The sequence below is a fragment of the Pseudomonas sp. ADAK13 genome, from assembly GCF_012935715.1.
GTDB lineage: Bacteria > Pseudomonadota > Gammaproteobacteria > Pseudomonadales > Pseudomonadaceae > Aquipseudomonas.
Genome location: NZ_CP052860.1, coordinates 7,023,387 through 7,047,738, shown reverse-complemented (window position 1 = coordinate 7,047,738; position 24,352 = coordinate 7,023,387). Strand labels below are relative to the sequence as shown.

Here is a 24,352-nt window from a genome sequence, read left to right as displayed (position 1 = left end):
ACCGGGATTAGCGATTGAGGTTCTATTTTATGGATTCTATTGGAGAACGAATTTCACCACTGAAGCTCCTGGCGGGATCAACTGCCGCTGTCAGTCCGGCGGCTGCTGACTTCAGCCGGCACATCATCCCCGGCCATACGCTTGCGGAACAACGCAGTCCGTGCCAGCAGCAGCGTAGTCACCGGCACCGTGATCGACAGCAGAATCGGAATCAACCAACCGTGCAGCACCGGCCCGGATTTGAGCGCTGAAAAGTAGACAATCGACGCCAGCGCCACACACCAGGCGCCCAGCGTCGAGGCCAGTGCCGGCGGATGCATGCGCTGGAAGAAGTCCTTCATCCGCAACAACCCGATCGCTCCGATCAGCGCAAACACGCTGCTCGTCACCAGCAAAACCGCGACGATCACTTCAACCCACAGCGGCAACACATCGACATTGATCATTCGATCACCTCACCACGCAGCAGGAATTTCGCCAGGGCAAACGACCCCACAAAACCAAACAGCGCGATCAGCAGCGCCGCTTCAAAATACGTGTCACTGGCATACCGGATGCCCAGCACCAGCATCATCAGCATGGCCAGGATGTACAGGTAATCCAGCGCCAGAACCCGGTCCTGGGCCGAGGGGCCTTTGAACAGGCGAACCAGGGTCAGCACCATGGCCAGGGAAAACAGGAACAGGCTGAACAGGATCGCATTGGAGAGCAGGGCGCTCATTCGAAGATCTCCATCAGGGGCCGTTCGTAGGCGTGTTTGAAGTGCTCGATAAACTGCGCTTCGTCATCCAGGTCGAACACGTGGATCAGCAGGATGCTGCGGTCCAGGGCCAGTTCCGACCACACGGTGCCGGGCGTCACGCTGGTGATCATCGACAGTACGGCCAGGCCGTTGGCGTCTCGCAGGTCCAGGGGGACTTTGATAAAGCGCGAACGCGGTGGCCGCGAGCCGCAGACCAGGATGCCCCACGCTACGGCGAAGTTGGAGACGATTACGTCGCGGCCCACCAGGAAAAACAGGCGGATCATCACGCCCGGACGGCGGATGCGGATCGGCAGCGGGCGCAGCGGCGCCATCATCAGTGGCGCGGCAACGCCGAGGATCGCCCCCAGCAGCAGGTTGCCGGGGCTCACGGACAGGTTCAGCACCAGCCACAACAACCACAGCGCCAATGACAGCCAGGGGGCAGGGAACAGGCGTTTCATGGCTGCACCTCCACGACGGCGGCCTTGGCTTCAGGGCTCGGCACCGGGCGTGTTGCCATGACCGCCATCACGTAGTGTTCCGGGTTGTTCAGGCTTTCGGCGGCGGCCTGGGTGTAGCGCATCAGCGGCTCGGCCTTGAACGTCAGGGCGATGCTCAGGCCCAGCAGGAAGAAGATCGGCACGCATTCGAAGCGGCGCAGCAGTGGCGACGGACGCTCTTCCGGGGTCCAGAAGCGCTGGATGCCGAGGCGGGCGAAGGCGATCAGCGAGGCCAGACCGGAGAAGATCAACAGCGCCACCAAACCCCACGCTGCCGGGCGGACGGGCTCGTCGATGGCATTGCCCAGGCCCATCGGGTTGATCAAGGCGCTGAGCAGACTGAGCTTGCCGATAAACCCGGACAGCGGCGGCATGCCGATGATCAGCAGGGCGCAGGCAATGAAACTCAGGCCGAGAAAGGCGACGGTCCAGGGAATCACCTGGCCGACCACAGCTTTTTGTTCGTCGTCGAGGTTGGTGCCGGGCGGTGGATGCAGGGATTCCATGGCCTTGGGCAGGGCTTCGATTTCATCGTCCAGCGGCACGTCGTTGGCCGAGCGTGAACGCTCGATCAATTCGGCCAGCAGGAACAGTGCGCTCAAGGCCAGGGTGGAGCTGACCAGATAAAACAGCGCCCCGGCGGTCAGGCTTGGCTGGGCAAAACCCACCGCCGACAGCAGGATCCCGGCGGACACCAGAATGCTCAGGCTGGCCATGCGTTCCAGGCGTTGCGCGGCGATCATCGCCAGCGCCGCGCAGACGATGGTGGCCATGCCGCCGTAGATCAGCCAGTCGCCACCGAACAGAGCCGAGGCACCGGCCTGGCCGGAAAACAGCAGCGTCCACAGGCGCAGCACGGTGTACACGCCAACCTTGGTCATGATCGCGAACATCGCCGCCACCGGCGCACTGGCCGAGGAGTAGGCGGGCGCGAGCCAGAAGTTCAGCGGCCACATGCCGGCCTTGGCCAGGAACGCAACGGCGAGGATCGCCGCACCGGCGTGCAGCAAGCCACGATCGGCTTCCGGCACCAGGGGGATTTTCAGCGCCAGGTCGGCAAAGTTCAGGGTGCCGGTGACGCCGTAGATTAGCGCCGCGCCAATCAGGAACAAGGTCGAGGCCAGCAGGTTGATCGCGATGTAATGCAGCCCCGACGACACCCGCGCCCGGCCGGAACCGTGGAGCATCAGGCCGTAGGACGCCGCCAGCAGCACCTCGAAAAACACGAACAGGTTGAACAGGTCAGCCGTGAGGAAGGCGCCATACAGGCCCATCAACTGAATCTGGAACAGCGCATGGAAGCTGGTGCCGGCGCGGTCCCAGCGGGCCATGGCGAACAGCAGGGCGCTGACGCCGATGATCCCGGTGAGCACCAGCATCATGGCCGACAGTTGGTCCACCACCAGCACGATGCCGAACGGCACTTGCCAGTTGCCCGGCAGGTACACGCCGATGGAGCCGGGACCGCCTTTCTGGGTCCAGTACAGCAACAGCACGGCGATGCCCAGGCCCACCATGCTGGAGAACAGGTTGATCCGCGCCTTGAGCGGACGGTGTTTCTCGCCGAGCATCAGCATCAGCGCGGCGGTCAGCAATGGCAGCAGGATCGGCGCGATGATCAGTTGATTCATCCAGGTCATTCCTTGGGCTCCCGGCCGTCCACATGGTCAGTGCCGGTCAGGCCCCGGGACGCCAGCAGCACCACCAGGAACAGCGCGGTCATGGCGAAGCTGATCACGATCGCCGTCAGCACCAGGGCCTGGGGCAGCGGGTCGGTGTAGTTGAGCAAGTCTTGCGGCACGCCGTCCTTGATGATCGGCTCCTTGCCGATAAACAGGCTGCCCATGCTGAAGATGAACAGGTTGACCCCGTAGGAGAGCAGGCACAGGCCCATCACCACCTGGAACGTCCGTGGTCGCAGGATCAGCCAGACGCCGGAGGCCGCCAGCACCCCAATGGCAATTGCGATGACTTCTTCCATCAGGCGGCTCCTCCTTGGCTGGCAACGGCTTTGGCCTGGTTGCTGGGTTTATGGGCGCGCACCGATTGGTGGCCCAGGGCGGTGAGCATCAGCAGGGTCGAGCCGACCACCATGGCGTACACGCCGACGTCGAAGAACAGCGCGCTGGCGACGTGGATATCCCCCAGCACCGGCAGGCTGAAGTGCCAGGTGTGGGTGGTCAGGAACGGGTAGCCGGCGAGCAGGGCGCCCAGCCCGGTCAGCGTTGCGGACAGCAAGCCAAAGCCCATCCAGCGCATCGGCCGCAGGCTCATTTGCGCCTCGACCCACTGGGTGCCGGCGACCATGTATTGCAGGATGAACGCCACCGACATCACCAGCCCGGCGACAAAACCGCCGCCCGGTTGGTTGTGGCCGCGCATGAACAGGTAGAACGAGACGACCAGGGCAATCGGCAGCAGCAGGCGCACCAGCACGGCCGGGACCATCATGAAGCCCAGGGCGGTGTCGCTGGCCTGGCGCGGGTTGACCAGGTCGGTGGCCACGTCGGGTGCCAGTTGGCGCTGTTGCGCAGGCAATTCCATGCTCTCTTTGGAAGGGCGGAAGCGGCGCAGCAGGGCGTAGACGGTCAGCGCCACGGCGCCGAGCACGGTGATTTCACCCAGGGTGTCGAAGCCCCGGAAGTCCACCAGCATCACGTTCACCACATTGCTGCCACCGCCTTCGGGCAAGGCTCGGCTGAGGTAGAACGAGGAGATATCGTTGGGCGTCTGGCGGGTCAGCATCGCGTAGGAGAGCAGCGCCATGCCGCCCCCCACAACGGTGGACAAAAGGAAGTCCCGCAGGCGGCGGATGCGTGCCTTGCGCAGCGAACTGGGGAGTGGCGAGACTTCTTCGATCCGCCGTGGCAGCCAGCGCAGGCCCAGCAGGATCAGCACGGTGGTGACCACTTCGACCACCAGTTGGGTCAGCGCCAGGTCCGGCGCGGAGAACCAGACGAAGGTTACGCAGGTCATCAGGCCGCACACGCTGACCATGGTCAGGGCTGCCAGCCGGTGGTACTTGGCTTGCCACGCGGCGCCCAGGGCACAGGCGATTGCCAGCAACCACAGCGTGACGAACACGATGGAGCCCGGGATCTTCGGCCGGTCGCCCCAACTGATGCCGCTGTGCAGCATCGGGATCAACCCGGCGATCACCGCTGCCAGCACCAGCAGGAACAGTTGGGTTTGCAGGCGCTTGGTGCTGATGCGTTTTTCGATCTTGCGCACCCCGCGCATCATCACCACCAGGCAGCGCTCGAAGCCGCGCTTGCCGTTGAAGTAGCTGATGATCGGCGGGTATTTGAAACGGCCCAGCTTGAGTTGCTTGCGCAGCAGCAGGTAGAGCACCACGCCGCCGGACATGGCCACCAGGCTCATGATCATCGGGGCGTTCCAGCCGTGCCAGATGGCGAGGCTGTATTCCGGCAGCTCGCCGCCGACCACCGGCAGGGCGGCCGCGGCGAGGATCGAACCGACCACCTGGGCCGGGAAAATCCCCACCAGCAGGCAGGTAAACACCAGCAACTCCACCGGTGCGCGCATCCAGCGTGGCGGCTCGTGCGGGGTGTGGGGCAGGTTGGTGGCCTTGGGACCGAAGAACACATCCACGGTAAAGCGCAGGGCATAGGCCACGCTGAAGGTACCGGCGATGGTGGCGATCACCGGCAGGGCGATTTCCACCCAGGCGGTGGCCGAGATGAACACGGTTTCGGCGAAGAACATTTCCTTGGACAGGAAACCGTTGAGCAGCGGCACGCCGGCCATGGACGCACTGGCGACCATCGCCAGGGTGGCGGTAAACGGAATCAGCTTGAACAGGCCGCTGAGCTTGCGGATGTCACGGGTGCCGCTTTCGTGGTCGATGATCCCCGCCGCCATGAACAGCGACGCCTTGAAGGTGGCGTGGTTGAGGATATGAAACACCGCGGCGACGGCGGCCAGCGGGCTGTTGAGGCCCAGCAGCAGGGTGATCAGCCCGAGGTGGCTGATGGTGGAGTAGGCCAGCAGGCCCTTGAGATCGTTCTGGAACATGGCGCAATAAGCGCCGAGCAGCAGGGTAATGGCGCCGGCACCGCCGACAATCCAGAACCACTCTTCGCTGCCGGACAGCGACGGCCACAGGCGGGCCAGCAGGAACACGCCGGCCTTCACCATCGTCGCCGAGTGCAGGTAGGCCGACACCGGTGTCGGTGCAGCCATGGCGTGGGGCAGCCAGAAGTGGAAGGGGAACTGCGCGCTTTTGCTCAGGGCGCCGATCAGTACCAGCGCGAGCATGATGGGGTAGAGCGAGTGGGCACGGATCTGGTCACCGGCAGCCAGGACCTGGTCCAGGTCGTAGCTGCCGACGATATGCCCGAGCAGCATCACCCCCGCCAGCAGGCACAAACCGCCTGCGCCGGTGACCATCAGCGCCATATAGGCGCCACGCCGGGCATCGGCGCGGTGGTGCCAATAGCCGATCAACAGGAACGAGAACAGGCTGGTGAGTTCCCAGAAAAATACGATCTGGATCAGGTTGCCGGAGATCACCAGGCCGAGCATGGCGCCCATGAACGCCAGGAAAAACGCGAAGAAGCGCGGCACCGGGTCTTCCGGCGACATGTAATAACGGGCGTACAGCGACACCAGGGTCCCGATGCCCAGCACCAGCATCGAGAACAACCAGGCAAAACCGTCCATGCGCAGCACGAAGTTCAGCCCGAGGCTGGGCAACCACATGAATTCTTCGCGAATCACGCCACCGTGGGCGATCTGGGGGTAGAGCAGGGCGACTTGAACCGTCCCGACCAGGGCCACAAGGCCGGCCAACAGGGACTCTGTGTTACGTGCGTTGTGCGGCAGCAAGGCCGCCAGACAGCTGCCGATAAAAGGCAGAAGCAGTAGAACTATCAGGGACATAGGCTTCTAATCTGCGGGAGTTTGGGATGCATCATACGTGCCGGAATCTTGATCACCAAACGGCAAGATGTGGCAGGATCCTACAAGGTAGGCTGAAAAAGGCTGTTTGGCATTGTTTCAGATGTCCCAAGCACAGACCTTAACCCTGACGCTCCTGTTCCATCTCTTCTGCCAACTCGACAGCCTTCTGCCCCCGCGTCTTCATCTCACTGACAATCACCGCCGCCACAATCAACGCCGCCCCCACCATGGCAATCGGCGGGAAGCGCTCGCCGGCAATCCGCCCGACCACACCGGCCCACACCGGCTCACCGGCATAAATCAGGGTAGCCCGCGTCGGCGAGACGCTTTTCTGCGCCCAGTTCATTGCCACCTGAATCACCGCGCTGGTCAGCCCCAGGCCCACCGCGCTGAACAGCAGCAACCAGGAAAACCCCGGCAGCGCCTCGCCCATCGGCACCACCATCAGGAACGACAGCACCGACGCCGTGGCCAGTTGCACCACCGTCACCCGGCGCACATCCACCTGCCCGGCAAAGGCGCTGATCATGATGATCTCGGCGGCAATCGCCACTGCACCGATCAACGTGGCGATTTCCCCGGGACTGAAATTCAGCGAGGCGCCCGCCGGGCCGGTCAACAGCATCAACCCGGTAAACGCCAGCATGATGCCGATGGTGGGCATCAACCCCGGCCGCCGTCCCAGCACCAGCCATTGCAGCAGCGGCACAAACGGCACATACAACGCGGTAATAAACGCCGACTGGCTGCTCAGGATCGTCTGCAAGCCAATGGTCTGCAACCCGTAGCCGAACATGATCGCCACGCCGATAAAGCACCCGGCCTTCAACTCAAACAGGGTCAGGCCCCGCAGGCTGCGCAGGGAGAACGCCCCGACGATAAGCGCCGCCGCCGCAAACCGCAGGCCGACAAAAAACATCGGGCCGCTCACGGCCATGGCGTGCTGCACCAGCAAAAAGGTGCCACCCCAAATCATGGTGATCACCACCAATACACATTCGGCTTTGCTGAAACGGGAAAACAACGAGGAGGTGGTCATGGCGGCTCGGTCTTGCACAGGAGGGGCGCGGACCGCACAATGCGCCGCAAGCTGGGCAGTATACTGCGCAACTCCACCCTGTGAGCAATATAGTGCACAAAGAAAATCCGCAACGGGCTTCGGTCCTGCAACACGTCAGCCAGAACGTCCGGCGCCTGCGCCATGCGGCTGAGTTGAGCCAGACGGCCTTGTCCGAAAAGTCCGGCGTCAGCCGGCGCATGCTGGTGGCGATCGAGGCGGGGGAGAAAAATGTCAGCCTGTCGACCCTCGACCGGGTGGCCGAAGCCCTGGACGTAGCCTTCAGCGACCTGATCCAGGCCCCGGATGCTCCCGATCACAGCCGCATCAACGAACTGGCCTGGGCCGGTGAAATCCTCGGCAGCAAGGCCGTGCTGCTGGCCAAGGCCACCGCTCGCCGCGAGGTTGAACTGTGGGAGATGCGCCTGGAGCCGGGTGATCGGTATATGCCCGAACCGGACCCCGAGGGCTGGAGCGTGCAGTTGTTTGTGTTCGAAGGTGTGCTGACGCTGGTGCTGGATGGCGAGGAAAAACACGTCGCCACCGGTGAGTTCCTGATGTTCGCCAGCCGCCAGCTTCACGCCTATCGCAATGACGGCGAGGTGGCGGTGCGCTTTGTACGCAACGTGGTGATCTAACTGTTGGCAGCGCAACAGTGGTTGGACACTTTGCTGTTTTGAACCGCCCGCTATACCGCTGAATTGCCGGCAACCCGCTGATTTTGTTGGTCATTGGATTCAGGCACGACTCCTGCAATTACTCCAGTATCTCTCTGGAGCCTGGAGTCGGCCCATGTCAGCCCAACCCCAACACCCTGCCCACATCATCCGCTCGGACGCCGAGGCCATCGCCGTTGCCACCGAGCTGGCCAAGCGTTTTGCCGTGGAAGCGGGCGTACGCGATCGCGAGCGGCGCCTGCCGGTGGCCGAGCTGGACGAATTCTCCGCCAGCGGCCTGTGGGGCATCACCATTCCCAAGGCCTACGGCGGCGCCGGGGTTTCCTATGTGACGGTGGCCGAGGTGATCAAGCTGATCTCTGCCGCCGACCCGTCCCTGGGGCAAATCCCGCAGAACCACCTGGGTGTGGTGGACATCCTCCTGCAAACCGCCAGCGAGGAACAAAAGCAGCATTACTTCGCCAAGGTCTTGCAGGGCTACCGTTTTGGCAACGCCTTCTCCGAAGCCAAGAGCAAAAACGCCGGCACGTTTGACACCCAGGTGCGCTTCGACGGCGACAGCGCGTACATCAACGGCGAGAAGTTCTACTGCACTGGCGCGCTGTTCGCCCATATCGTGCCGGCGGTGGGGGTTAACGAAAATGACCAGGCGTTCATCGCCTTTGTCGAACGGGATGCTCCCGGCCTGCAAGTGATCGACAGCTGGGACGGCTTCGGCCAACGCACCACCGCCAGCGGCGGCGTGACCCTCGACGGCGTGAAGGTGCCGTTGAGTGCGGTGATCCCTGCCCACCAGGCCTTCGACCAGCCCACTGCCAACGGCCCGATTTCGCAAATCATCCAGGCGGCCGTCGACACCGGCATCGCCCTTGGTGCCCTGGAACAAGCCAAGATCTTTGCACGCCAGGCCCGGCCCTGGATCGACAGCCAGCAGGATCACGGCTGGCAAGACCCGTTCACCATCGCCGCCATCGGCGATCTGGAATGGCGGGTCCACGGCACCGAAGCGATCCTCGCCAAGGCAGGCGTTGCCGTCGACCAGGCCCTGGCCAACCCCAATGAAGACACGGTGGCCAACGCCTCCCTGGTCGTCGCCCAAGCCAAAGTGCTGTCGACGGAAACCGCGCTGCTTGCCAGCAGCAAACTCTTCGAGTTGGCCGGTACCCGCTCGGTGTCCGGCAAGCACAACCTCGACCGCTTCTGGCGCAATGCGCGCACCCACACCCTGCACGACCCGGCCCGCTGGAAATACCACCTGATCGGCAACTTTGTGCTCAACGGCGTCAAGCCTGCACGCCATGCCTGGAACTGAGGAGCTTTGTCCATGACCGCACTGAATCAGGCGCGCCAACTGCTGGAAAGCACCCGGCGTTTTGTCGAGAAAAGTGATGACCCCTACGTGATCAGCCGTTTCGGTGATCTGCAGATTCGCGTGGACGTCGCGGCCGCTCTGTTTGAGCGTGCCGAAACCCACCCGAGCCCGGTGGCCCTTACCGAAGCGCAGATCGCGGCTGCCGAAGCCCTCATCGCCGCGAGCAATGCCGAATTCGAACTCACCGGCCAACGCACCGCATTGCCACCGACCCTCGATGACCCGTTGCGCTGGAAATACCAGATTGTCGGCAACTACCACCTCAACGGAGTGCTTTGATGTCCCGTGAAATCCGCTTGAATGCCTTCGACATGAACTGCGTTGGCCACCAATCCCCCGGTTTGTGGGCTCACCCGCGAGACCGCTCGTGGCAGTACAAGGACCTGGAATACTGGACCGACCTGGCGAAAATCCTTGAGCGCGGCAAGTTCGACGGCCTGTTCATCGCCGACGTGCTGGGCATCTACGACGTCTATAACGGCAACGGCGACGCGGCGATTCGCCAGGCGGCCCAGGTGCCGGTCAACGACCCGTTGTCGCTGATCGCGCCCATGGCACTGGTCACCGAGCATTTGGGTTTTGGCCTGACGGCTTCGCTGTCCTTTGAACACCCGTATCCGTTCGCCCGGCGCCTTTCCACCCTCGACCACCTGACCAAGGGCCGCGTGGGCTGGAACATCGTCACCTCGTACCTGGAAAGCGGCGCGAAGAACCTCGGCCAGAAAGCGCAGACCGAACACGATGCGCGCTACGACTACGCCGAGGAATACCTGGAGGTTTGCTACAAACTCTGGGAAGGCAGTTGGGAGGAGGGCGCGGTTCTGCGCGACCGCGAGCGACGGATTTTCAGTGACCCGAGCAAGATCCACGAGATCCGCCACGTCGGCAAACACTTCCAGGTACCCGGCATTCACCTCTGCGAGCCTTCGCCACAACGCACGCCCGTGCTGTACCAGGCGGGTGCCTCCAGCCGGGGCAAACAGTTCGCCGCCGAGCAGGCCGAGTGCGTTTTCGTGGCCGCGCCTTCGAAAGTGCTGCTGAAGAAAACCGTCGCCGATATCCGCCGGCGTGCGGCAGAAGCCGGCCGTGATCCGAAGAAAATCCTGATCTTCAACTTGCAGACGGTGATCGTTGGCGAAACCGACGCCAAGGCCAAGGCCAAGTTCGAGGAGTACAAATCCTACGTCAGCTACGAAGGCGCGATGGCCCTGATCTCCGGCTGGACCGGTATCGACTTCAGTCAGTTCAAGCCCGATGAACCCCTCAAGCATGTGCACACCAACGCCATTCAATCGGCGGTGGAAGCGTTCTCCACGGCAGACCCGAACAAGGTCTGGACCCCCAATGAACTGGCGGACTGGGTCGGCATCGGCGGCTTCGGCCCGTTGTTCGTTGGCGGCCCGGAAACCGTGGCCGACCTGTTGCAGGAGTGGGTGGAAGAGACCGATGTGGATGGCTTCAATCTCGCCTATGCGCTGACCCACGAGACCTTTATCGACGCGGTCGACTGGCTGGTGCCGGAGCTGCAGAAGCGCGGCGTGTACAAGACTGAATATGCCCAGGGCACGCTGAGGGAGAAATTGTTCGGCGAAGGCGCACGTTTGCCGGACAACCACCCGGGTGCCAGCTATCGCGACCTTAAAGCCACAGCGATCTGACGGGAGAAACCACATCAATGTGGGAGCTGGCTTGCCAGCTCCCACAGGTGATCTTCATCAAGTCAACGACTTCGGCCAGCGGACCACCGCATGCTTGTTTCACCAATAGGAGCATTACCTATGAGCGTGCATGAACTTGAGCTTCCGCTGGAGTTGGAATGGCCCGCTGAACGGGTCACGGTGTTGCCCAAGGCGTTGCTGCAGTTGCACCACTGGGCGCAGGTGACGCCGTTGCACAGTGCCCTGCGCCACAAGCGTGACGGCCAGTGGTACGCCTGGCGCTGGATTGATGCACTGCGCGATGTCGAGCGCCAGGCGGATGGTTTGCGTCAGCAGGGCTTTACCGAAGATTCGCGGCTGGCCCTCAGCGGGGCTTTCGAGCCTCATTTGTTGCTGCTGGCCCTGGCTGCCCAGCTCATCGGTGGGCAAATCCTGACCTTGGCTGACGACCTGGAACCCGCCGCCTTGCAGCAACAGCTGTGGCGCATTCGGCCTACCCACGCTTATATCCAGGGGTTGCAGCCGGTGGGCGTTGTGCAACGGGTCGACCCCGTGGACACGTCACAACGGCTCTGCCGCTGGTGGCAGCCTTCCGGCAAGACCGAATTGTGGAGCGAGGAGAGCACCCACGGGCAAGGCGGCCTGGCGGCGGTGCTGGCGCAATGGCTGAACAGCGGTCAGAGCCTGGGGTTCCCGCAGTCGGGCTGAGCTACACGGGCTGAGCTATGCGGGCCAAGCTAGGCGCCCCGGGTCGATGTGCTGGATACTGCACGGGGCGATTTTTACCACAACCATTCAGGCAGACAGTAAGGGCGCAATTTCATGAGTGAAACCGAACGCGGACAGGCGACGAGCGCCATTCGCAACGCTGATGTGCTGATTGTCGGCGGCGGCCTGAGCGGGACGATGCTCGCGGTGCAGTTGCTGCGCCTGCCGGGCAAGCGGCAGATCCTGGTGATCGAACCGCGCCAGGAACTGGGGCGCGGCGAGGCCTACAGCGCGGTGGAGTTGGGCCACACCTTGAACGGCAACGCCGCACGCATGAGCGTCGACCCGGACAACGCCGATGACCTGACCCAGTGGCTCACCGCCTACATCGCCGACGGCGGCTGGCCGGAGTCAGACCAGCAACACGTGCCCATCAGCGAACTGTTTCCACCCCGCGGGATTTTTGGCTTGTACGCGCAACAACGGCTGGCAGAAGCCAAGGCGCGGTCGGCGTCGACCGTCGAGCATGTCCGCGCCGAGGTGACAGACCTTGAGGTGGACGAACACGCCACGTTGCTGACCTTGAGTGACGGCCAGCAACTGCGCGGTGCCGTTGCGGTATTGGCCACCGGCATGTTCCCGGCGGCACGCACGCCCCAGACCGAATCCAGCGGCTTGAACGCGGCCGCAGTCGACCCGTGGGACGTGCAGGCCATGACCCAACTGGACCCGCAATCCACCGTGTTGATCATCGGTTCCGGGCTGACCATGGTGGACGCCGTGGTGTCCCTGGAACAGGCCGGTCACCGTGGGCCCATCGAGATTTTTTCGCGTCACGGCCTGTTGCCCCATGTGCGCCGGCAGCCGCCGGCCTGGGTTGACTTCCTGGGCGAAGACCACAGCCTGCGCAGCCCCCGGCAATTGCTGCGGGAAGTGCGGCGCCAATGCCGGCTTGCGCTGGACCAGGGGATTGACTGGCAAGCCCCGCTGGACACCGTGCGTGCCCACATCGGGCGTTTGTGGAGCCAGGCCAGCGAGGGCGAGAAGCGCCAGTTCGTACGTCATGTTCGGCCCTGGTGGGAAAGCCATCACCACCGCTCGCCGCCCTTGAGTGCCGAGTTGGTGGCGCGGTTGCACGGGGAAGGGCGGTTGCGGATTCAGGCGGCATCGTACAAGGGGCTGGTGCCTTCAGACGGTGATGTCACGATTCGCCTGCGTCGTCGTGGTGAACAGAACGTGGTGCAGGTCTCAGGGGCGGCGCTGATCAACTCCAGCGGGATTGAATACGACTGGCGGCGCGTGGCCCGGCCGTTGCCCCGGCAGTTGCTCAAGCGTGGGTTGATTCAACCCGGGCCGTTGGCGCTGGGGATTGCGGCGGATGTCTCGGGGGCGGTGCTGGATGCCCACGGGCAGGTCAGCCAGCGGCTGTTTGCGATGGGCCCGCCGCTGCGCGGGATGTGGTGGGAAAGTACCGCGGTCACGGACGTGGCGATTCAGGCCAAGGCGTTGGCCGCCAGGTTGGCGCACCTCTAAATCTAATGTGGGAGCTGGCTTGCCTGTGGTAGGGGTGGGTCAGGTCCATCCTTATCAACTGACAGATTGCTATCGCAGGCAAGCCAGCTCCTACCGGTCGGGGTTCATGGCCCGACCTTCACAAACCCCGGTTTCAACCCGAACACTTCAACCCCCTGCGCCGTCGACTGCCCGGTCGTTACCGTGACCCGCTCCACCGGTTTATCCATCGCTGCCCGATATTCCACCGTCATTACCCCGTCCCCGCGACTGATCGCCTGGGCCGGTACCACAATCGCCTGGTCATTGTTGTAGGTCACAATGGTCAACCGCGCACTCATCCCCAGCCGCACCCGTTGCAGCTGTTGCGGGGTCAGCTTGGGGATCGACAGGGTGACCGGAAACTGCGCGCTGCCCTGGCTGTCGCTGGCAATCGCCAAGCCACTGACCACACTGACCGAACCCGTCAGCCGCTCGCCGTCAAACCCGTCACCCAGCACCTCCACCGCCTGCCCTTGGTGCAACTGGTTGATGTCCAGCTCCGACACCTTGGTGACGATTTTCAGCTTCTCGATATTCGCCAGCCCAAACAGCACCTGGCCCTGGCTGACCTTGCTCCCGGCCTGGACCGGCGCATTGTTGTTGCCACCGCCCGGGCCTGACGAGTTACTGCCCGGCGCCGGCACCACGATGCCGGAGAACGGTGCCTTGACCTCCTTGCCATCGAGCAGGGTGTGCAGGGCGTCATATTTCACCGTGGCATTGGTCAGCTCCATATCGGCGATCTGCCGGTATTCGCCTTTGCCTTGTTCGATCGCCTGTTGCAGTTCGCCGCGGGCGGCCACCAGGTCGAGTTGTTGCTGGGCGGTCTGCTGTTTCAGGTCGTCGAGTTCGTTGCGCGGAATGATGCCGCGCTTGAACAGGTTTTCACTTTCGGTGAGTTTGCGCTGGGTGTTGCTGGCGGTCATTTCGGCGGTGCGCAGGCTGCGGCGGGCACGGCCGACTTGTTGGCCGCTGTCCCAGTCCTGCATTTCCTGAACGGTGCGCCGGGCCTTGAGCTGCGCGGAGAGGGCGTCGCGCAGTTGCACTTCGAGGGTGGCCGGGTCCATGCGCAGCAGCACCTGGCCGGCCTCGACCCGCTGGCCCTGTTCCACCAGGTTGGCCTGCACATTGCCGTCGAAGGGCGCCGTGAGGGTGATGGTGGTATCGGGTTCGATCTTGCCCACCAGGCCGATCTGGTGCACCAGTGGGTCGACTTTCACCGCCAGCCATTGCTCGGCATTGCCGGGCGGGTTCGCGGCCGGGCTTTGGCGGCTGAGCAGCGTGATGCCGACACCGGCCACCAGCACAATCAACACGGCACCCAGCAGGCGCTTTTTATTAGTAGTCATTGAGGGCGATTTCCCAACTTTCCAGCGTCATGCCCAGGGTCAGGTCGAACTGAGTCTGGGCGTTCAAATAGGCAATCAACGCATTGAGCCGTGAGTTCTCGGCGTTGCGCAGGTCGTTTTCGAAACTCAATACCTGGAAGTTGGTGGAGCGCCCGGCGCTGAGTTTTTCCCGTTCGATTTCGATTTTGCGCCTGGACAGCTCCACCGCCCGCTGCGAGATTTCATACTGACGCCAACGGGTGCCCAGGTCGCGTACCACATCGTTGACGTCGCGCTCCAGTTGCTGGCGGGCGTCGGCAATGATGATTTCCTGGTTTTCCACGTCGACCCGCGCATGCACCTCGGCCTGGCGGGTGCTGATATCGCCGATGGGAATCTGCACCTGCACGCCGGCGTAGCTGTCCCAGCGCCGGTTGCTGTTGTAGCCGTTATCGTCGTTGGTGGCGGCCCGGATCTGGTTCGCGCCGGCCACCAGGTCCACCTGCCAGCGCCCGGAGTCCTTGGCGATCACCAGGTTGAGGTCGGCCTGCTGGCTGCCGAGCAGGGTGGCGAGGTATCCCGGTTGCTGGTTCTGCGCCAGGACGAAAGCCTGGTGCTTGTCGATGTCCATGCGCTTGGCTTCAAGGGCCTCGGTCGCGCGGATCGGCGTCGACAGGTCGAGGGCCAGCAGGCGCAGCAGGGCCAGGCGGCTGGTGTCCAGTTGGTTCTGGGCTTCTTCCACCCCCAGTTGCTGGGTGGCGATATCGGCTTCAGTCTGCACAATCTCGAATTCGGCCATGCGCCCGGCACTGATCAGCGCCTTGTTCACTTCCAGCAAGGTGTCGGAGCGCTTGAGCGCATCCTGCACGATGCTCAACTGTTCCTGGGCCCGCAGCAATTCGCGGTAGGTGGTGATGATGTTGCTGATGGTCTGCGCCACATTGGCCTTGAGGTTCAGGCGGTTGGCCTGTTCCGACAGGCGTGACAGGCGCAGCGGGGCGGTGGTGGCGTCCCAGCCGGCACCGCGCATCAGGGGCTGGATCACCGACAGGTCGAGGCCGTCGCTGCGGAAGCGTCCGGCGCGGTCGGCGTTGTTCAGTTGCTGGGTCCAGTTCATGCTCAGCCGCGTGCCGTACTCGCCGAGCAAGGTGGCGTTGGGCGCCAGGTTGGCGTTGCGGGCGCTGTCGTCGGTGCCTTTGGTCGCGCGGTAATAGCTGTTCAGGGTCAGCTTGGGGTTGAAGGTGTCTTCGGCCACCCGCAGGTCGAATTTCTGCGCCACCCGTTGCAGGTACGCGCTGCGAATCGCCGGGTTGTTGCGCAGGCCCAGGTACACCGCGTCACCCAGGGTCAGGGTGGTGGACTGGGCATTCAGCGACACGCTGCGTTCATAACCACTGCGAGTGGTGCTGGGCGCCGAGGGGCGAATCACCACATCGGCGGCCATGCTGTGCAGGCTCACCAGGGCCAGCGATAACAGCAGCCGTTTATTCATCGCGCAGGGCCTCCACCGGCTGCAGCCGTGAGGCCGACACTGCCGGATAGATCCCGAAAAACAGCCCTACCAGCAACGTGCTGCCCACCCCGAGGGGCAGTGCGGCGACCGCCAGGGAAAACTGCCAGCCGGACAGCCAGGCATACAGATAGGCGGCGGTCATGCCCAGCACCGCGCCGCATAAGGCACCGACAGCGGTCAGGGTGACGGCCTCCAGCAGGAACAGGTTGCGAATGTCCCGCTGGCGCGCACCGAGGGCCATGCGAATCCCGATTTCCCGGCGTCGCTCCGAGACGTTCATCAGCATCACGTTCATCACGCCGACGCCGCCGCCCACCAGGGAAATCGCACCCAGGGCCAGCAGCAGGTAAGCGAAGGTGCGGCTCTGCCGGGTCATGCCATCGATCATTTGCTGGGGCACCTGAATGTCGACATCGTGGTCGGTGATCTGGTTTTGCAGCGCCGCGGCGGCGTCCCGGGCGACACGGTCCATGTCCTGGCCGGGAGTGGCGCGGATAATCACATTGCCGATTTGCGGGCTGAAGTAGATCCGGCGCATGCCCGGGGCGGGCACGAACAGCGATTCGTTGGCCTGTACGGGGATCAGCATTGCCCGGGGCTGGTTGTGAAGAATGCCCACCACCAGATAGAGGTAGTCGTTGATGCGCACCCGGTCGCCCAGTTGCAGCGGGTCGCCGGGGGCACTCAAGGCCTGGACCACCTGTTCGCCGACGACCGCGTAGGTTTCGCCCCCGTCGAAGTTCGACAGGAAACGCCCGTCGCGCACCGACAGGCGCATGGCGTCCTTGAGGTCTGGCGTACTGCCGACGAAGCTCGCATTGAAGGTGCGGCCATGGAACACCACCGGACCGCTGAACATCGAAATCGCGCCAATATGGGCGATGCCGGGCACGCTGCGGCGCACCGCTTCCAGGTCCAGGCTGGCAGGCATGGGGGCAATGCTGGTGCCCTTGGGCGGGAACTGCGCCACCAGGGTGTCGGTGCCCATGTCCTTGAATATCATCGCCGCGTCTTCGGCGGCGTTGTGCCCGATATTGATCAGCGCCACCACCGAAGAGCTGCCGATGACGATGCCTAAAAGGGCCAGGATCGAGCGCTTGCCCAGGGTGCGCAGGCTGACAAACGCCTCGTGCAGCAATTGGCTCAGGCTTTGTTCGACCCGCAGGCTCATAGGCGCCCGGCCTCTTGCACCACACCATTGCGCACCAGGATCTTGCGGTTCAGGCGCTCGGCAATGTGCGGGTCGTGGGTGACGATAATCAGCGTCACCTGCTGCTCGCGATTGAGCGCCAGCAGCAGGTCCATGATCTCCTGGGCGGTGCTGCTGTCGAGGTTGCCGGTGGGCTCGTCGGCGAGGATCACCGAGGGGTTGCCCACCAGGGCGCGGGCGATGGCGACCCGTTGGCGCTGGCCGCCCGACAGGTCGGCCGGGCGATGGTGGGCGCGCTCGGCCAGGCCCACCTGGTCGAGCATGCGCAGGGCCTGTTCCACCGAGGCATGCCGCGACACACCACGGTAGCTCAGAGGCAGGGCGACGTTGTCCAGGGCACTGAGGCGCGGCAGCAGGTTGAAGCTTTGAAAAACGAAACCGATTTGTTGATTGCGGATCGCCGCCAGCTGATCGGGGCTGGCGCTGAAGACGTCATGGCCGGCAAACCGGTAGTGGCCGCAGTCGGGCAGGTCGAGCAGGCCGAGAATATTGAGCAGGGTACTTTTGCCGGAACCGGACGCGCCGAGAATGCCGCAGCTGTCACCGGTTTCGATGGCCAGGCATACATCATTGAGAATCGACAGGTGTTGACCGGCCAGCTGATAGCTTTTGCCGATGCCTTGCAGGGAGATAAAGCCTGGGTGCGCGGGGGTATCTGTCATCATGACTACGCCTGCAGTCTCGACAGTACCGTGCTTTCCCTGAAAATCCTTGTAACAAGTTCAGGAGCTGCCTGGCACACGTCACGGACTGGTTTTATTTCTTGTTTTTAAAATATTGTTTGAATACTAACCGCGATCCAGCCGTTCCGCCAGCCATGGATATAGAGCGGTTTTACCCTTTGAAACGATTCTTTAAAGGGGCGTTTCAGGCGCCGGAAAAATCCATCAGCTACCCTCAACGAGCCCGTCGCTGCTGGCTTTGAATAGTATGGCGCAGTGTCACTACTTGCTTTCGGGCAGCGGCCCCGGTATAAAAAATCAAATTAATTTTTAAAACAATATTTCCGCAGTGGAACCCCAATCCCTATGGTCGCGAAGAAACTCAGCGCTCCAAACGTTACCAAGACCCGATTGCTGGATGCGACAGAGGCTCTTTTCATCAAATACGGCTATGACGCCGTTTTGTTGCGGCAGATAACCGAGAGGGCACAGGTCAATCTCGCTGCGGTGAATTATCACTTCGGGGACAAGGATTCCCTGATGAAAACCCTGCTGATGCAGCGCTTGGAGCCGCTCAACGAGCAGCGCCTGGAACTGCTCGCGCGGTGCGAAGCCGAATCCGACGGCCCGCTGGACTGCGACACCTTGCTCGGCGTGCTGTTCGCCCCGGCCATGGGCCTGGAGCGCAGCGACCCGGCGAGTGGGGAAGGGCGTTCATTCATCCGTTTCCTGGGGCGGGTCTACAGCGACACCTCACCGTTTATCCAGGAATACCTCAAGGTGCATTACCAGCCGGTGTTCCAGCGTTTCTTCGAAGCGTTCGCCCTGGCCCTGCCAGACCTGCCGCGCAACGAATTGGGGGTGCGCCTGCAATTTGCCCTCAAGGCGATTTCCGGGGTGATGGCCGGCACCGAGCTGCGCTTGCTGATGAACTCCATGAGCCTGGGACGGCCGGCGACAGATGCCGAGGTGATGGCCAAGCTGATTACCCTGGTGTCCGCGGCGATTCGCGTGCCACAGCAAAGCCCGGAAGCCGAAACGGCCCTGGCGCGGGTGCTGGATACTCAGCGTGCCATCCGTGAGCAAGCGGCGTCGCCTGTCAACAAGGTGGCTCGCTGAACCCTGCAAGGCCGACTCGTAACGAGCCGGTTAGCCTCGACCCGGCCGATCAAACAACCTTGTAAAAACTCAAATCCCAGGCAAAAAAAACCCGCTGGGGCGGCGGGTTTTTAAGTGCAGCATTTGTAACGGATGAGGCTTCACACTACGGGGCCGGATGTGAATAAAACGTGAAAAATATGTAAGAGAAAGTGTGAAGTTATTGACTTGTATGATCCCGTCAAATGGCCATCAGCGTAGACGCTCAGCCCGGCCGATAAACTCCACAAGGTACTCGCTCACCCGTGCCGGCGTGTCCTCCATCAGAAAATGTCCCGCGTTATCCAGCACCTGCAGCACCGCCCCAGGAATGTCGCTTTGCAGGCGGTGCGCATACTCCAGCGGCTGCCATTCATCTTCGGCGCCCCACAGAATTTGCACTGGCAACGCCATGCCCGGCAGGCGCTCGGCAAAATCGGCGGTGTACCGTGAATCATAATGCGCCACCTGATGCTGGTAGAACGCCGGCTGGCCGACCACGCCGCTGATCGGCGCCAAGTACGCCTCCAGCAACTCACCTTGCATCACGCGTTTGTCGTACACGGCCATGGCCAGTTGGCGGATCATCAGTGCCCGGTGTTCGTCAGGTGCCATGCGCGCATGGTCGCTGAACCGCTGGTGAATCCCGCGCCAGGTGGGCGATGGCCACGAGTCATAGCTGGGCGCGTCGGCGATCGTCAACGAACGCACCCGTTGTGGATGCTCCAGGGCAAACAGCAACGCGATGACGCCACCAATGTCATGGCCGACCAGGTGCACGCCCTCAAGCTCCCAGTGGTCGAGTAATTCACCGATCAGCTGGCTTTGCGCCGCGACGGAAGTGTCCGCGTGGTGCGGGCGCTCCGAAGCGCCAAAACCCAACAGGTCAAACAGGTGCACCTGCATTCCGGCGGCCGTCAGGCGCGGCACCACATTACGCCAGATGATGGAGTGGGCGGGTGTGCCGTGCAGCAACAGCACCGGCAGCCCATCGCCATGCCGGCCTGTGGCAATGCGCCAACCGTTGATCAAGGCGACTTCGTTCAGCAGGGCAGTCATGGCAAATCCTCGCGGTGATGAAGGCTTCACCCTAAAGCGCCCCTGGCCATGACACCAATGACAACTTACTCTCTGCTAATCCAGTTTTTGTCATAGGTCTCGATCATGAACCAGCGACTGCCCATCGATGTGCTGCGGGCCCTGCAAACCGTAGTGGAAACCGGGAGTGTCACCCGGGCGGCCGAGCGCCTTAACCTCAGCCAGTCGGCGGTCAGCTGGAAGATCAAGCGCCTGGAGAAACAGCTGGAGCGACCGTTGATCCAGCGCGACGGCCAGCGCCTGGTGGCCAGCGACGATGGCGCGCAATTGCTGATCCACGCACGGCGCATCCTTGAGGCCCACGACGCCGCACTGGCGCATTTCAACCCGGTGCAACTGCACGGCACCATCCGCCTGGGCGCCACCGAGCAGGTGCCGATGGCCGAGCTGTCGAACCTGCTGGGCCAGTTCTCCCGACAGCATCGCCAGCTGGATGTGCGGATCGTGGTGGAACAGAGTCACGTACTGCGCCAGGCCCTGGTGGACCGTGAGCTGGACCTGGCGCTGCACCAGGATTTCACCCACCGCGTCGAAGCGCGTGACCAGTTGTTGTGGAGCGAGAACGTGCACTGGTGCACCCAGCCCGGCTGGCAACACGCACCGGATGATTGCGTGCGGCTGATCACATTCGGGCCGGGCTGTTTTTACCGGCAACTGGCCCAGGAACGCCTGAGTGCCTTGGGCATTCCCTGGCAGGTGACGGTGGAGTGCGGTTCGGTGGAGGGTGTGGTCTCGGCCATCGCTGCCGGGCTGGGCGTTGGCCTGCTCAGCAGCGACCACCTCGACAAACGGGTGGAGGTATATCGCCCCTTCGAGCAGCAGATGCCGCTGCCCGAAGTGGCCAATGTATTGCGCTTCGCCGAGGACAGCCCCGAGCCCCGGCTAAAGGCCTTGCAGCAGCTGTTGGTACAGGCGCTGCACCGGGGCTGATCAGATTTTCCAGTGGCTGGCAGTCTTGGCCAGGCGCTGGCGCATGTCATCAATGTTGGCGGCCAGTTGCAGGGTCAACAAACGGTAACCGTCCAGCGCGTTGACCACCGGCACTTCAAAGGTCTGCTCGTGGGGCGTCGTATTGCTCGGCCGCTCCAACCGTTCGGTCACCCCTGACTTCAAGGCTCGCGCCATGCCGATCAACTGCACCCGTATCTGTCGATGCTCGCTCTTCAACGCCACCTGCATCCGTGCCAGAGCCTCCTTGTCCCGTGGGTCGGGCCGGGTGTTGCCGAGGATCTCCAGGGTGCTGATGCACATGCGCAGGTGCCGCTGGATGATGTCCAGCTCGGTCATGGAAATCCGCACTTCCTTGGACACCGACGGCATCAGCGAACGCAGTTGCAGCATGGCGGCGTTAAGCCGATTGAGCAGCTTGAGGTGTTCATCATCGGTCACCGACTGGCCGCTGATGATCCGGCTGTAAATCGCCGCGCAATCGCGCAAGGCACTGGCCAGGTTGTAGCGCCAGGAATACACCGCATACAGCGGCAGGGCGAAGGAAAACGCCAGGGCCAGGACGATGCCGATCAGGATGTCCACCGTGCGCCACAACCCATCCGACAGCGGGTTGTCACCATGGCCGGCGACGATAAACACGGTGATCGCCGACAGCAGTGCGATGTACCCGCCCTTGCCGATGGCGTGATAGGAAAAGAACCCGCACACCACCGACATCAGCAAATAGGTCAACAGCGGCTGGCCTAGGTACGTCTCCTGCACTACCAGCAGCAAGCCGACGCTGGCCCCGATCAACGTACCGTAGGCGCGTTCGACGGCTTTCTTGCCGATATTGCCGTGGTGCTGCAAACCGCCGATCACGATCAGCATCGTCACCGAGGCCCACTCACCGTGGGGCAGGTTGATGCCGGTGGTGAGCAGAATGGTGGCGAGCAACCCAATGGAAACGCGTACCGCGTGGATCAACTTGGCATGACGGTAGCGCCGGTACGGGTCCAATAGCGGACGCAGCAAGCGGCGGGCGAACAGGGGCAAGTGCAATGAAAACGGTCTCAAGGTGGCCTCGGTCGAACAGGCGCCGTCGACTCAGGGTGGGAGCTGGCTTGCCTGCGATAGCGGTGTCATAGCCAACATCACTGTTGGAGGTGAGTCCGTCATCGCAGGCAAGCCAGCTCCCACAGGCGTTCGGCGACCTATTTCAGGGTTTAGAAAATATAGTCAGTGGTCAAAAAGCTCGACGTACGCTCCTGCAAAATGTCGCTCACCAGTTCCTTGTTGCTCGCCTGGAACTTGGTCGCCACCAGGGTACGGATCGAAAACACCCGCAACGCGTCATGTACCGACAGCGTGCCCTCGGCCGAGTTCTTGCGCCCGTTGAACGGGAAGCTGTCCGGCCCGCGCTGGCACTGGGCGTTGATATTGATCCGGCCCACCTGGTTGGCGAACGCGTCCACCAGCCGTCCGACTTCACCCGGGCTGGTGCCGAAGATGCTCAGTTGTTGGCCGAAGTCCGATTCCAGCACGTAATCGATCACCGTCTCCAGGTCGCGGTAAGGCACGATCGGTACCACCGGACCGAATTGCTCCTCGTGGTACACGCGCATCTGCGGGTTCACCGGGTACAGCACCGCCGGGTAGAAGAACGAGCCACGGCTGGCGCCGCCATTCTCGTTCACCACCTTGGCGCCGTGAGCCAGCGCGTCGGTCACCAGGCCGGCGAGGTAGTCGACCTTGCCTTGCTCGGGCAGCGGCGTCAGAGACACACCGTCTTCCCACGGCATGCCGGGCTTGAGGGTGGCCAGCTTGTGGTTGAATTTCTCGATAAAACTGTCGACCACATCCTCGTGCACAAACAGGATCTTCAGTGCGGTACAACGCTGGCCGTTGAACGACAGGGAGCCGGTCACCGCTTCGCTGACCGCATTGTCCAGGTCGACCTGTGGCAGCACGATCCCGGGGTTCTTCGCGTCCAGGCCCAGCGCCGCACGTAGACGGTGCGGTTTTGGGTGCAGCTTCTTCAAATCGCTGGCGGCCTTGTTGGTGCCGATAAACGCAAAGATATCGATCTTGCCGCTGGCCATCAGCGCGCTGACGGTCTCGCGGCCGCTGCCGTAGATCACGTTGATCACGCCGGCGGGGAAGCTGTCGCGAAATGCCTCCAGCAACGGGCGAATCAGCAATACGCCGAGCTTGGCCGGCTTGAATACCACGGTGTTGCCCATGATCAGCGCCGGGATCAGCGTGGTGAAGGTCTCGTTCAGCGGGTAGTTGTAAGGGCCCATGCACAGCGCCACGCCCAGCGGTACGCGGCGGATTTGCCCGAGGGTGTCCTGTTCCAGCTCGAAGCGGCTGGAGCGGCGATCGAGTTCCTTGAGGGCGTTGATGGTGTCGGTGATGTAGTCGCAGGTGCGGTCGAATTCTTTCTGCGAGTCCTTGAGGTTCTTGCCGATCTCCCACATCAACAGCTTCACCACCGCGTCGCGCTGTTCACGCATGCGCCGCAAAAAGGCCTCGACGTGCTGGATGCGATCCACTACGCGCATGGTCGGCCAGGCGCCCTGGCCACGGTCGTAAGCGGCCACGGCGGCGTCGAGGGCCGTCAGGGCCGTGTCGGCGTCCAGCAGCGGGGTGCTGCCGATGATCACCGGCGTGTCACCGTCGGCGCCGCGCAATTGCACCGGGCTGCGTACCTCGGCCAAGGGGCCGTGCCACACATGCAACTGGCCGCCTACCAGGTAATCACGTTGTTCAATGGGCGCTGCGAGGCGGAATTGCTCGGGAATCTCGGCGGCAGTGGGAAACAGCTGGGCGAGCAGGTTGTCGGTGGTCATGTCGCTACCCCTGGAGTGGTTGCAAAACGTGACTAGAGATTCACCCATCAACCGCCCGTGTGGCAAGGGCTAGACGCATTACGTCCAGATATGGCCCGCCAACAGGCCGCCGAACAGCGCCACACCGATCAGGCGTTCACTGCCCCAAACCCTGACCAGTCGGCCGGCGACCAGGCTGCCCAGGCTCACCAGTGGCGGCGCAACAGTGCCTGGACTGGACCGAGCGCACTCATCACCTGGCCGGGCCGTTGGGCGTACACCTGCTGAATGCTCTGTGCGAGGCCGACTGGCTGCGCCGCTCGAAAAACTCCCGCGCGGTGCTGGTCACGCCCAAAGGCTGGGCGCAACTCAAGGCGCAACTGAACCTCGACCCGCGAACCCTGGAAAACCTTGAGCACAACCCGGCACTGGCCGGTTAAACTGCGCGG

General features: G+C 63.0%; 23 protein-coding genes. 9 read left to right on the top strand and 14 right to left on the bottom strand.

What is annotated here, in order from left to right; translation table 11 throughout:
• Positions 1-77: 77 nt before the first annotated feature.
• The 7 genes from HKK54_RS32495 to HKK54_RS32465 form a co-directional block, all read right to left on the bottom strand.
• A complete protein-coding gene (locus HKK54_RS32495) occupies positions 78-446 on the bottom strand; it encodes a Na+/H+ antiporter subunit G (RefSeq protein ID WP_010166994.1) in 369 nt (122 codons plus the stop codon).
• Positions 443-721, bottom strand: a complete 279-nt coding sequence (locus tag HKK54_RS32490; protein ID WP_003211751.1) for a K+/H+ antiporter subunit F — start codon at positions 719-721, stop codon at positions 443-445. Before HKK54_RS32490 ends, HKK54_RS32495 begins: the two co-directional genes overlap by 4 nt.
• Entirely contained in the window at positions 718-1,206 is a 489-nt protein-coding gene (locus HKK54_RS32485) for a Na+/H+ antiporter subunit E (protein ID WP_010167000.1), read from the bottom strand. The genes HKK54_RS32490 and HKK54_RS32485 overlap by 4 nt, the downstream gene beginning before the upstream one ends.
• A complete protein-coding gene (locus HKK54_RS32480) occupies positions 1,203-2,885 on the bottom strand; it encodes a monovalent cation/H+ antiporter subunit D (RefSeq protein ID WP_010167002.1) in 1,683 nt (560 codons plus the stop codon). The genes HKK54_RS32485 and HKK54_RS32480 overlap by 4 nt, the downstream gene beginning before the upstream one ends.
• Positions 2,882-3,226, bottom strand: a complete 345-nt coding sequence (locus HKK54_RS32475) for a Na+/H+ antiporter subunit C (RefSeq protein WP_003192163.1) — start codon at positions 3,224-3,226, stop codon at positions 2,882-2,884. The genes HKK54_RS32480 and HKK54_RS32475 overlap by 4 nt, the downstream gene beginning before the upstream one ends.
• The gene (locus HKK54_RS32470; RefSeq protein ID WP_010167012.1) at positions 3,226-6,147 is read right to left on the bottom strand and encodes a monovalent cation/H+ antiporter subunit A; all 2,922 of its coding nucleotides are present in this window, start codon (positions 6,145-6,147) and stop codon (positions 3,226-3,228) included. The genes HKK54_RS32475 and HKK54_RS32470 overlap by 1 nt, the downstream gene beginning before the upstream one ends.
• A gap of 139 nt (positions 6,148-6,286) precedes the next feature.
• Positions 6,287-7,207 carry a DMT family transporter gene (locus tag HKK54_RS32465; protein WP_010167014.1) on the bottom strand — a complete coding sequence of 307 codons (921 nt, stop codon included), beginning with the start codon at positions 7,205-7,207 and terminating at the stop codon, positions 6,287-6,289.
• A 92-nt stretch (positions 7,208-7,299) separates the two neighbouring features.
• Between HKK54_RS32465 and HKK54_RS32460 the strand changes: the two genes are divergently transcribed.
• From HKK54_RS32460 to HKK54_RS32435, 6 genes are all read left to right on the top strand, one after another.
• Positions 7,300-7,863, top strand: a complete 564-nt coding sequence (locus HKK54_RS32460) for a helix-turn-helix domain-containing protein (RefSeq protein ID WP_010167016.1) — start codon at positions 7,300-7,302, stop codon at positions 7,861-7,863.
• 154 nt (positions 7,864-8,017) lie between these two features.
• Positions 8,018-9,214, top strand: coding sequence for an SfnB family sulfur acquisition oxidoreductase (locus HKK54_RS32455; RefSeq protein ID WP_169389124.1), 1,197 nt, complete (start codon positions 8,018-8,020; stop codon positions 9,212-9,214).
• Positions 9,215-9,226: 12 nt separating this feature from the next.
• Positions 9,227-9,553, top strand: a complete 327-nt coding sequence (locus HKK54_RS32450) for an acyl-CoA dehydrogenase (protein ID WP_169389123.1) — start codon at positions 9,227-9,229, stop codon at positions 9,551-9,553.
• Positions 9,553-10,932: an LLM class flavin-dependent oxidoreductase gene (locus HKK54_RS32445; RefSeq protein WP_169389122.1), complete on the top strand. Its 1,380-nt coding sequence runs from the start codon at positions 9,553-9,555 to the stop codon at positions 10,930-10,932. Before HKK54_RS32450 ends, HKK54_RS32445 begins: the two co-directional genes overlap by 1 nt.
• A 120-nt stretch (positions 10,933-11,052) precedes the next feature.
• Positions 11,053-11,640 (top strand): hypothetical protein, encoded by a 588-nt coding sequence (locus HKK54_RS32440; RefSeq protein ID WP_169389121.1) that lies wholly within the window; start codon positions 11,053-11,055, stop codon positions 11,638-11,640.
• Between the two features lie 114 nt (positions 11,641-11,754).
• A complete protein-coding gene (locus HKK54_RS32435; protein WP_169389120.1) occupies positions 11,755-13,173 on the top strand; it encodes an FAD/NAD(P)-binding protein in 1,419 nt (472 codons plus the stop codon).
• Between the two features lie 104 nt (positions 13,174-13,277).
• On the opposite strand, the gene HKK54_RS32430 is transcribed toward HKK54_RS32435, so the two are convergent.
• From HKK54_RS32430 to HKK54_RS32415, 4 genes are read right to left on the bottom strand one after another with little or no spacing between them, the layout of a single operon-like run.
• Complete coding sequence (locus tag HKK54_RS32430) at positions 13,278-14,543, bottom strand: efflux RND transporter periplasmic adaptor subunit (protein WP_010167028.1); 1,266 nt, start codon at positions 14,541-14,543, stop codon at positions 13,278-13,280.
• The gene (locus HKK54_RS32425) at positions 14,533-16,014 is read right to left on the bottom strand and encodes a TolC family protein (protein ID WP_010167030.1); all 1,482 of its coding nucleotides are present in this window, start codon (positions 16,012-16,014) and stop codon (positions 14,533-14,535) included. The genes HKK54_RS32430 and HKK54_RS32425 overlap by 11 nt, the downstream gene beginning before the upstream one ends.
• Positions 16,007-17,206: an ABC transporter permease gene (locus HKK54_RS32420; RefSeq protein ID WP_169389119.1), complete on the bottom strand. Its 1,200-nt coding sequence runs from the start codon at positions 17,204-17,206 to the stop codon at positions 16,007-16,009. Before HKK54_RS32420 ends, HKK54_RS32425 begins: the two co-directional genes overlap by 8 nt.
• Complete coding sequence (locus tag HKK54_RS32415) at positions 17,203-17,910, bottom strand: ABC transporter ATP-binding protein (RefSeq protein ID WP_029615767.1); 708 nt, start codon at positions 17,908-17,910, stop codon at positions 17,203-17,205. The genes HKK54_RS32420 and HKK54_RS32415 overlap by 4 nt, the downstream gene beginning before the upstream one ends.
• Positions 17,911-18,273: 363 nt before the next feature.
• Here HKK54_RS32415 and HKK54_RS32410 point away from each other — a divergent pair, with 363 nt between their 5' ends.
• Positions 18,274-19,026 carry a TetR/AcrR family transcriptional regulator gene (locus HKK54_RS32410; protein WP_003211721.1) on the top strand — a complete coding sequence of 251 codons (753 nt, stop codon included), beginning with the start codon at positions 18,274-18,276 and terminating at the stop codon, positions 19,024-19,026.
• A 231-nt stretch (positions 19,027-19,257) separates the two neighbouring features.
• Here HKK54_RS32410 and HKK54_RS32405 read toward each other — a convergent pair whose 3' ends face one another.
• On the bottom strand, positions 19,258-20,103 hold the full coding sequence (locus HKK54_RS32405) for an alpha/beta fold hydrolase (RefSeq protein WP_169389118.1): 846 nt from the start codon (positions 20,101-20,103) through the stop codon (positions 19,258-19,260).
• A gap of 105 nt (positions 20,104-20,208) precedes the next feature.
• Between HKK54_RS32405 and HKK54_RS32400 the strand changes: the two genes are divergently transcribed.
• The gene (locus HKK54_RS32400; protein WP_169389117.1) at positions 20,209-21,072 is read left to right on the top strand and encodes a LysR family transcriptional regulator; all 864 of its coding nucleotides are present in this window, start codon (positions 20,209-20,211) and stop codon (positions 21,070-21,072) included.
• Here HKK54_RS32400 and HKK54_RS32395 read toward each other — a convergent pair whose 3' ends face one another.
• Positions 21,073-22,134, bottom strand: a complete 1,062-nt coding sequence (locus HKK54_RS32395; RefSeq protein WP_169389408.1) for an FUSC family protein — start codon at positions 22,132-22,134, stop codon at positions 21,073-21,075.
• 164 nt (positions 22,135-22,298) lie between these two features.
• On the bottom strand, positions 22,299-23,924 hold the full coding sequence (locus tag HKK54_RS32390) for an NADP-dependent glyceraldehyde-3-phosphate dehydrogenase (RefSeq protein ID WP_169389116.1): 1,626 nt from the start codon (positions 23,922-23,924) through the stop codon (positions 22,299-22,301).
• Between the two features lie 191 nt (positions 23,925-24,115).
• Here HKK54_RS32390 and HKK54_RS32385 point away from each other — a divergent pair, with 191 nt between their 5' ends.
• Complete coding sequence (locus tag HKK54_RS32385) at positions 24,116-24,343, top strand: hypothetical protein (protein ID WP_010167044.1); 228 nt, start codon at positions 24,116-24,118, stop codon at positions 24,341-24,343.
• The last annotated feature ends 9 nt before the right edge of the window (positions 24,344-24,352 follow it).